Source organism: Streptomyces viridosporus (genome assembly GCF_002078235.1).
GTDB lineage: Bacteria > Actinomycetota > Actinomycetes > Streptomycetales > Streptomycetaceae > Streptomyces > Streptomyces viridosporus.
The window spans coordinates 47,034-55,293 of the sequence record NZ_MSGP01000117.1 but is presented as its reverse complement, the minus strand read 5'-3'; the positions used below and the strand labels follow the sequence as shown (position 1 = coordinate 55,293).

The 8,260-nt window shown below is 72.4% G+C and carries 4 protein-coding genes; all 4 read left to right on the top strand.

Features of this window, described 5'->3' with window-relative positions; translation table 11 throughout:
- Nucleotides 1–870 (top strand): beta-ketoacyl reductase (locus tag B7L92_RS08900; protein ID WP_218030437.1); only part of this gene is annotated, 870 nt, incomplete at its 5' end.
- Nucleotides 871–1,077: 207 nt separating this feature from the next.
- A complete protein-coding gene (locus B7L92_RS08895; RefSeq protein ID WP_143626268.1) occupies nucleotides 1,078–1,926 on the top strand; it encodes a hypothetical protein in 849 nt (282 codons plus the stop codon).
- Nucleotides 1,923–5,000 (top strand): non-ribosomal peptide synthetase, encoded by a 3,078-nt coding sequence (locus tag B7L92_RS08890; RefSeq protein ID WP_081236888.1) that lies wholly within the window; start codon nucleotides 1,923–1,925, stop codon nucleotides 4,998–5,000. The genes B7L92_RS08895 and B7L92_RS08890 overlap by 4 nt, the downstream gene beginning before the upstream one ends.
- Nucleotides 5,001–5,023: 23 nt before the next feature.
- A complete protein-coding gene (gene fabD / locus B7L92_RS08885; RefSeq protein ID WP_081236887.1) occupies nucleotides 5,024–8,260 on the top strand; it encodes an ACP S-malonyltransferase in 3,237 nt (1,078 codons plus the stop codon).

Below are 8,260 nucleotides of genomic sequence, written 5' to 3'. Positions count from 1 at the left end.
AGCATGCTCGGTCTGCGCGGCGACGAGACAGCGCACCAGGTTCTCGCGGCCGTGGCACGGTTGCGGCCCGGCGCCGGTACGACCCGGCGGCCGGTGCGGTGGCGTCTGGTCCCGGACGGCGTGCCCCCGGTCCTGGACACGACCGTGGCGCTGGTGCCACCGCCCGGGGACGACCAGGACCTAACCGATGCGCTCGCCGGTGCGCTGGCCAGACACGGCGCCCGGGTGACGGTCGACGCCGCCGAGCGGCCCGATCTGGTGATCGTCCTGCCTGGCGCCGAACCGGCCGGGACGCCCGGGGTGCCGTCATGGGTTCTCACCCGGGACGGCTCGCTGCCGGCCGCGGATCACGTCGTCGACCTTCCGTCGGAGATGGATGCCCGGGCCCGGACCCGGCTGTGCGCCGTGATCGGGCAGGGGTACACCGCGGCACGGATCCGGCCGGAGGGTGTGTTCGTCGCCGAGTACGGGAACGAGGCTTCGGCTGCTGCACCTGCTCCGTCGCCCCTGAGCGAGGCGGCGCCCGAGCCACCCGCGGGCGTCGAGTCCTCGGGTGCGCCCGCCGGCTCCGGTCCGTCCGGCGGATTGCGGGCGGCGCTGGCGCGGCTGCCCCGCGACCGGTGGGACGCCGAGGTCCTGACCGGAGTGCGGGAACTGGCAGCGGCCGTGCTGGGGCACGACTCGGGCGCCGAGATCGGCGCCGGCGACGAGTTCTTCGATCTGGGACTGTCCTCGGTCACCGCGCTGGAACTGCGTGATCACCTGGGCACGCTGACCGGTCTGGAATGGGCGGCGGATGTGCTTTATGAATGTCCTACTCCGCAGGCTCTCGCGAATCTCGTGGTTGCGCGAATGAGTGAGGGGGAATAGCCGGTCGGCTGACGGACGAATCATTTATTTCGGCGGGGCCCGTACCGGGTCTTGCCTGCTGGGGCATGCCAAAAATTGCTCGAAAAATGCCCGGAAAATCGAGGTGGACAACGCCCCGATTGGTTAATAGCATCGACGAAGAACGGCTCCGGCGATGCGTGAAAAATTGCCCTGCGTTGACCTTTCGATATTCAGGAGAATTGCCAGATGCCAAGCCCTTCCGTGTGGAATGTGGTGCTCGACGCAGCATCGGACGCCGACGTCGTGCTCGCCACCGACTTCCCGGTGACGGGCCGCAACGAGGGCGGTTTCACCGACCTGACGCCCAGCCTGGGACTGGACTGCGCCCTGTGGCAGACCGTCGCCCCGGCCCGGGTCCCCGGCCCCGGCATCGACCAGGACGAGTACCTCGCGCCCTGGCTGGCCGAGGTCGCCGCGAGCGGGCGTACGGTCCGGGCGGTCCTCGGCTACTGCGCCGGATCGGTCTTCGCCGGTGCCCTGGCCGAGCGGATCGCCGTCCGGCAGCCGACGCCGCCGCAGGTGGTGGTCTTCGACCCCGAGCTCGTCGACGTGCCCACCGTCCACCTGCAGTTCGGCCGGGTCATCGGCAACATGACCGCCGTGCTGACCCCGGCCGAGGTCGACGAGCTGGCCGGCGCGGCGGAGCGCCTGGCCGCCCGGCCGGGCATCACACCGGTCGAGTTCGCCGCCGAGCTCTACGCGATCTTCGAGCCGATCGGCTCGGCCGCGCTGCGCCGCGCCGGCCTCGACGAGGGCTACGCCGGTGAACTGGTGGCACTGGTCGGCTCGTTCATGACCTATCTCGGCGTCGCCGCCGGACTGGACCCGCGGCCCGGCTGGTCCCGGGCCACCGTCATCACCTCGGCGAGCCCGGCCAGCGGCCTCAACCGGATGCGCGCCACCCCCGGCCTGGCACCGATCGGAGTCGCCGACGAGGTCCGGTTCGACGTGGAGCACCGCGACCTGCTGCGCACCCCGGAGGTCGCCACGACCGTGGCCGGCCTGCTCGGCGCCGGCTCGCAGGCCCGCCGATGACGGCCGGAGCCGCGGAGGCCCACGTGCGCGCCTCGCGCAAGGAGACCGCCCTGTGGCTGCTCGACGACCTCGTGCCCGGCAGCGGTGCCAACAATCTGTCGCTGGCCTTCCGTGTCGCCGGCCGCCTCGACCCGACGGCCCTGGCCGCGGCACTCGACCTGCTGCCACGCCGGTACGAGGTGCTGCGCACGGTCTTCCACCGCACCGACGACGCCCTGACCAGGACCATCCTGCCCAGCCTCGGCATCGAGCCGGAGCAGGCCGCCGGGCACGGTGACGAGCGCGGCACGCTGACCGCTTTCGTGGCCCGCCCATTCCGGGCCGACGGGAGCCCGCTGCTGCGTGCCCTGCTGCTGCACGGCCCCGACGAAGACGTCTTCTGTCTCGCGCTGCACCACGCCATCGCCGACGTGCAGTCCACCGCCCTCCTGCGCGCCCAGCTCGTCGAGTTCTACGAGGCGGCGCTGGCCGGCCGCACCCCCGAGCCGGACCCGGTGCCCGCCTGGCACGAGCCCGAACCCTCCGAGCAGAGTGTGACGTTCTGGCGCGACACCATGGCCGGGTTCCGCTCGTCCGGCTTGGAACTGTGGTGCGAGAAGCCGGCCCCGGCCACCACCACGCTGGAGGGCGACGAGGTCACCCACGTCCTTTCGCCCGAGGCGCACGAGGTCGTCCGGCGGCTGCAGCGCGAGCTGCGCGCGCCCGAGTCGGTCGTCCTCCTCACCGCGTACGCGGTGCTGCTGGCCGGGCACGGCGCCGGCCCCGACCTGACCATCGGATCGCCGGTGAACTCGCGCGGCCGGGAGGCGGCCGGGGCGGTCGGCTACCACAGCAACCTGGTCACGCTGCGCCTGCTGACCGAGCGCACGGCCGGTTTCCGGGAGCTGGTCGGCCGGGCGCGCCGGGTGTTCATGGAGGCGATGGCCCATGCGGACATGCCCGCCGACGAACTGCTCGACGTGATCGAACGCGACGGTTCCGGCTGGCGCAACGTGTTGTTCCGCCATGTGTTCAACTACGTGCCGTTCACCGCCGACCAGCGCACCTTCACGGTGGCCGGCGCCGCGGCGGAACTGGTCGTGGTCGAGAACGGGTTCAGCCAGTTCGACCTGGAATTCTTCGTGACCTCCGACCGCAACAGCGCAACCGTGCGCGCGGCGTTCTACACCGGAGTCCTGGACCGTGCGGACGTCGAACTGATGGTCCGTCGCTATGACGCGCTGCTGGTCGCCGTCGGCGCCGCACTGGACACGCCGGTCGGCTCGCTGTCGATCTGGTCGCCGGAGGACCACGCGATCATCGAAGCCGCCAACGCGACCGACCAGCCGATCGAGCTGACGTCGGTGCTCGCCGGATTCACCGAGCGCGCCGCGGCCGATCCGGACGCCCTCGCGGTCCGGGACGGCGATCAGCTGGTGAGCTACGGCCGCCTGTGGTGCGCCGCGGTGCACACCGCCGAGCGGCTGACGGCGGCCGGTGTCCGCCCCGGCGACGTCGTCGCGCTGCTCGTGCCGCGCGGTGCGGCGCTGGCCGCCGCGGTGTTCGGCACGTGGCTTGCCGGTGCGTCCTACCTGCCGCTGGACCCGCACCACCCGGCGGAGCGGATCGCCTACCAGCTCGACGACGCGGGCGCGCGAGTGGTGGTGACCGGCGACGGGCTCACCGCGCCCGGCGACCGGCGCACGATCCCGGCCCCTGACGTCGACACCGCCCCCACCGTCCCCGTCGACGTCGGCACGGTCGGCGTGGCAGGGCCGGACGACCTCGCGTACGTGATCTACACGTCCGGATCGACGGGACGGCCGAAGGGCATCCCGATCACGCACCGGAGCCTGGTCAACCACATCACCGACTACGCGGTGCGCTTCGGCGTCGTCACGACGGCGCGGCCCACCGGCTGGCTCAGCACATACAGCTTCGACACCTCGTCGCTGGAACTGATGATGCCGCTGCTGCACGGCGGCCACACGGTCGTGCTGCCCGACGAGGCCCGCACCGACGGGGCCCTGCTGGCCGAGGAGATACGGGCCCACGACATCGGATTCCTGCAGGCGACACCGACCACCTGGCGACTGGTCGCCGACCGGATCACCGATCTGGTCTCCGGCCGCACGCTGCTCAGCGGCGGTGAGCCCCTGCCCGGCGGGCTGGCCGCGACCCTGACCGGGGCGGGCGCCGAACTGTGGAACGTCTACGGCCCGACGGAGAGCACGATCTGGGCGACCGCGGGCCGGGTGCCGGCAGATCCCGGCGACCGAGTGGACGTGGGGACGCCGATCGCCAACACCCGGATCTTCATCGCCGGCCCGAACGGGGAGTCGTTGCCGATCGGCCTGCGCGGCGAGCTGTGCGTCGCCGGAGTCGGTGTCGCCTCCGGCTACCACGGACGGCCCGACCTCACCGCCGAGCGCTTCGGGGTGGACTCCCAGTGGGGACGCTTCTACCGCTCAGGAGATGTGGCGCGCTGGCTGCCGGACGGCCGCATCGACCTGTTGGGCCGCATGGACCGGCAGGTCAAGCTGCGCGGCAACCGGATCGAGCTGGGCGAGATCGAGGCGGTGCTGTCCGATCATCCTGACGTCGAGGCGGCCGCCGTGCTGGTGGTCGGCGACCCCGCCGCGGACGGCAGCCTGGCCGCCTTCGTGCAGGTTTCGCACCGGCCCGAGGCGATGGGCGAGCTCTGGGAGTACGCCCGGCAGCGGCTGCCGCGCGCGGTCGTGCCGCACCGATTCCTCGCGGTGGACGCGTTCCCGCGTACCGGAAGCGACAAGGTCGACTACCTGGCACTGGCGGACCTCGCCGTGCGACAGTCGGCCGCGACCGGCCGCGACGCCGCGGGCCCGGTCGGCGGCGATGCGCTCACCGCCACCCTGACCAAGCTCTTCGCCGAGCTGCTCGCCCGGCCGGACCTGAACGCCGACGCCCACTTCTTCACCAGCGGCGGGCACTCGCTGCTCGCCGCCACGCTCGCGCAGCGCATCAAGGACGAGACCGGTGTCCGGCTGGCTCTTACCGACGTGTTCGAGAACCCGACCCCCGCCGCGCTGGCCGGCCGCCTGCGCGGGCTCGCGTGAGCGACCGAACAGGACCACTCACCATGCTGACACCGGTCTTCCTCTTCGCGGGTCAGGGCTCCCAGTACCACGGCATGGGCCGGTGGCTCTACGGTGCCGACCCGGTCTTCCGCGATGCCCTGGATTCTCTGGACGCGGTGGTGCGCGATGTCCACGGCGACTCGGTCATCGCCGCGATCCACAGCGACGGCCGGGGCGCGGAGCTGCCCATGACCCGCCTGTCGCTCACCCAGCCGGCCATCTTCATGGTCGAGTACGCGCTGGCCCGCATGCTGCGCGCCCGCGGCTTCGAGCCTGAGCTGGTGCTCGGCGCCAGCCTGGGCGAGGTCGTCGCCGCCACGGTGGCCGGCATGTTCGACCCCGAGGAGTGCCTGCGCTCGCTGCTGGACCAAGTGGCGCTCTTCGAGACGGAGTGCCCGCGTGGCGGGATGCTGGCGGTCCTCGCCGACGCCGCCCTCGTCGACCGCGATCCCGCGCTGGCCGGGGCGCATCTGGCCGCGATCAACGGGCCGGACAACTTCGTGCTCGCGGGCACGGCCGACCGGCTCGACGACATCGAGCGCCACTTGAACGCCTCAGGTGTGCTCTGCCAACGGCTTCCGGTGCTGTTCCCGTTCCACTCGCCGCTGATCGACGGCGTGCGCGGCGCGTTCACGAAGCTCGTGGGCGATCTCACCCCGCGACCCGCCACGATCCCGCTGATCTCCGGAACGACCGGTGCCGAGGTGCACCACCCCGACTCGGACCACTTCTGGCAGGTCCTGCGCAAGCCGTTCGACCTGTCACGCGCCCTCGAACCGCTGCTGGCCCGCGACGATCTGCTCTTCCTGGACCTGGGCCCGTCCGGGTCGATGGCCAACCTGGTGCGGGCGCGGCTTCCCGAGGGCAGCCGGTCCCGGGTACTGCCGCTGCTCTCCCCGTACGCCCGGGACGAGGTGCTGTACCAGGCGGTGCTCGACACCCGCTCGCTCATCGCCGCACCGGCTCGACGAACCGAGGTGACCACCATGACCGTTGAGACGCCCGTGACCGACCCCGCCACCCCGGGCGACGGCTTCGACGTCTACGTCTTCCCCGGCCAGGGCGCTCAGGCCAAGGGAATGGGCCGAGACCTGTTCGACCGGTTCCCCGAGCTGGTCGAACGGGCCGACGCCGTCCTGGGGTACTCGATCCGTGAGCTGTGCCTGGAGGACCCCGGCCGCAACCTGCGCGACACCCGGTACACCCAGCCCGCCCTGTACGTGGTCGATGCGCTCACCTGGCTGGCCGCCCTGCAGGAGGGCGGCCGCCTGCCCGACTACCTGCTCGGGCACAGCCTCGGTGAGTTCGCCGCCCTGTTCGCCGCGGGCGTGTACGACTTCGAGACCGGGCTGCGTCTGGTCGCCGAACGCGGCCGGCTGATGGGACAGGTCACCGGCGGCACGATGGCGGCGGTCTCGGCCGTCGATGCCGACCTGGTCCGGGAGGTGCTGCGCGACGGCGAGCTGTCCGGACTGGACATCGCCAACTACAACGCGCCGACCCAGACGGTCATCGCGGGCCCGGCCGACGCGGTCAACCGTGCGCTTGCGCTGTTCAAGGACAAGGGCGCCCGCTGTGCCCCGCTCAACGTCAGCGCACCCTTCCACAGCCGCTACATGGCGCAGGCCGCAGAGGAGTTCGGGCGCCTGCTGGATGCCACGACGTTCGCCGCCCCGAAGATCCCCGTGATCAGCAACGTCGACGCCCGGCCGTACGCGCCGGACGCCGTGGCCGCCACGCTGCGCCGCCAGATCGTCTCCCCGGTGCAGTGGACCGACAGCATCCGGCTGCTGATGGGCCGAGGTGACTTCCGGGTCCGCGAACTGGGCCCGGGGCAGGTGCTGACCAAGCTGATCGCCCGGATCCGGGAGGAGGCCACCCCGCTCCGACCCGAGCCGGAACGGATCGTGGCGCCGACCGAGCCGGTCGGTGCTGCGGCGCCGCGGTGCGCGGAGCTGGGTTCGGCGGCGTTCCGGCGCGACCACGGGGTTCGGCACGCCTACGTCGCCGGCGGCATGCACCACGGCGTCAGCTCCGTCGAGTTGGTCGCCCGGCTGGCCCGCTCCGGCCTGCTCGGCTGCTTCGGGGCGGCCGGGCTCCCGCTCGCGGACGTCGCCGGCGCGATCCGCGGCATCCGGGCGGCAGCCGGGGCCGCCGCGCCGTTCGGAGTCAACCTCACCCATGACCCGTTCAACCCGCGCGCCGAGGCCGACCTGGTCGACCTGCTGGTCCGTGAGAACGTGTCTCTCGTCGAGGCGGCCACGTACGTCGAGGTGACCCCCGCGCTGGTGAGGCATCGTCTGACCGGGGCCCACATCCTGGCGGACGGCACCGTGCACGCCCCGCGCAAGCTGCTGGCCAAGGTGACCCGCCTGGACACCGCCCGCCTGTTCTTCGCGCCGCCGCCGCGCCCCCTCGTGGCACGGCTGGTCGACGACGGACTGCTCACCGCCGAGGAGGCCGCAGCCGGCGAGCGGATCGCCCTGGCCGACGACATCTGCGCGGTCGGCGACGGAGCCGACTACACCGACCAGGGCGCACTGCCCGCGCTGCTGCCCTCGGTGCGCCGGCTGCGGGCGCAGCTCGGCGGGGTCGCCTCCGGCGTACGCGTCGGGGGTGGTGGAGGCATCGGCTCTCCGGAGTCGGCCGCGGCCGCTTTCGTACTGGGTGCCGACTTCATCCTTACCGGATCGATCAACCTCTGCACCGCCGAGAGCGGGCTCAGCGAACCCGCCAAGGACCTGCTGCCGAACCTCGACGTGCACGACACCGCGTACGCCCCGTACGGCGCGCTGTTCGAACTCGGCGGCCGGGCCCGGGTGCTGAGGAAGGGCGTCCTCTTCCACGTACGCGCCGGCAAGCTCTACGACCTGTGGCGTACCTACGACTCCTGGGACGCCGTGCCCGGCCAGATCCGGTCCCGGGTGGAGCGCGACTACTTCGGCGCGGGTTTCGAGGAACTGGCGTCGCGGGTCGTCCCGGCCGGCGAGCCGGCCGACCCGAAGCACCGGATGGCCCTGGTCTTCCGCTGGTACTGCGCCCAAGCCCAGCGGTGGGCGATCGAGGGCACCCCGGAGCGTGTCGCGGACTACCAGGTGGCCTGCGGGCCGGCGCTGGGCGCCTGTAACCACTGGCTGCGCGGCACCCCGTACGAGGCATGGCGTGACCGGCACGCCGACGAGCTGGCCGACCGACTCATCACCGAAGCCGCCGAAATCGTCGGGTCCACCGGCGTCTAG

Excerpts from the sequence above, each read along its gene's own strand:
- B7L92_RS08895 (WP_143626268.1), top strand. The coding sequence starts at position 1,078 with ATGCCAAGCCCTTCCGTGTGGAATGTGGTGCTCGACGCAGCATCGGAC.
- B7L92_RS08890 (WP_081236888.1), top strand. The coding sequence starts at position 1,923 with ATGACGGCCGGAGCCGCGGAGGCCCACGTGCGCGCCTCGCGCAAGGAG.
- fabD (WP_081236887.1), top strand. The coding sequence starts at position 5,024 with ATGCTGACACCGGTCTTCCTCTTCGCGGGTCAGGGCTCCCAGTACCAC.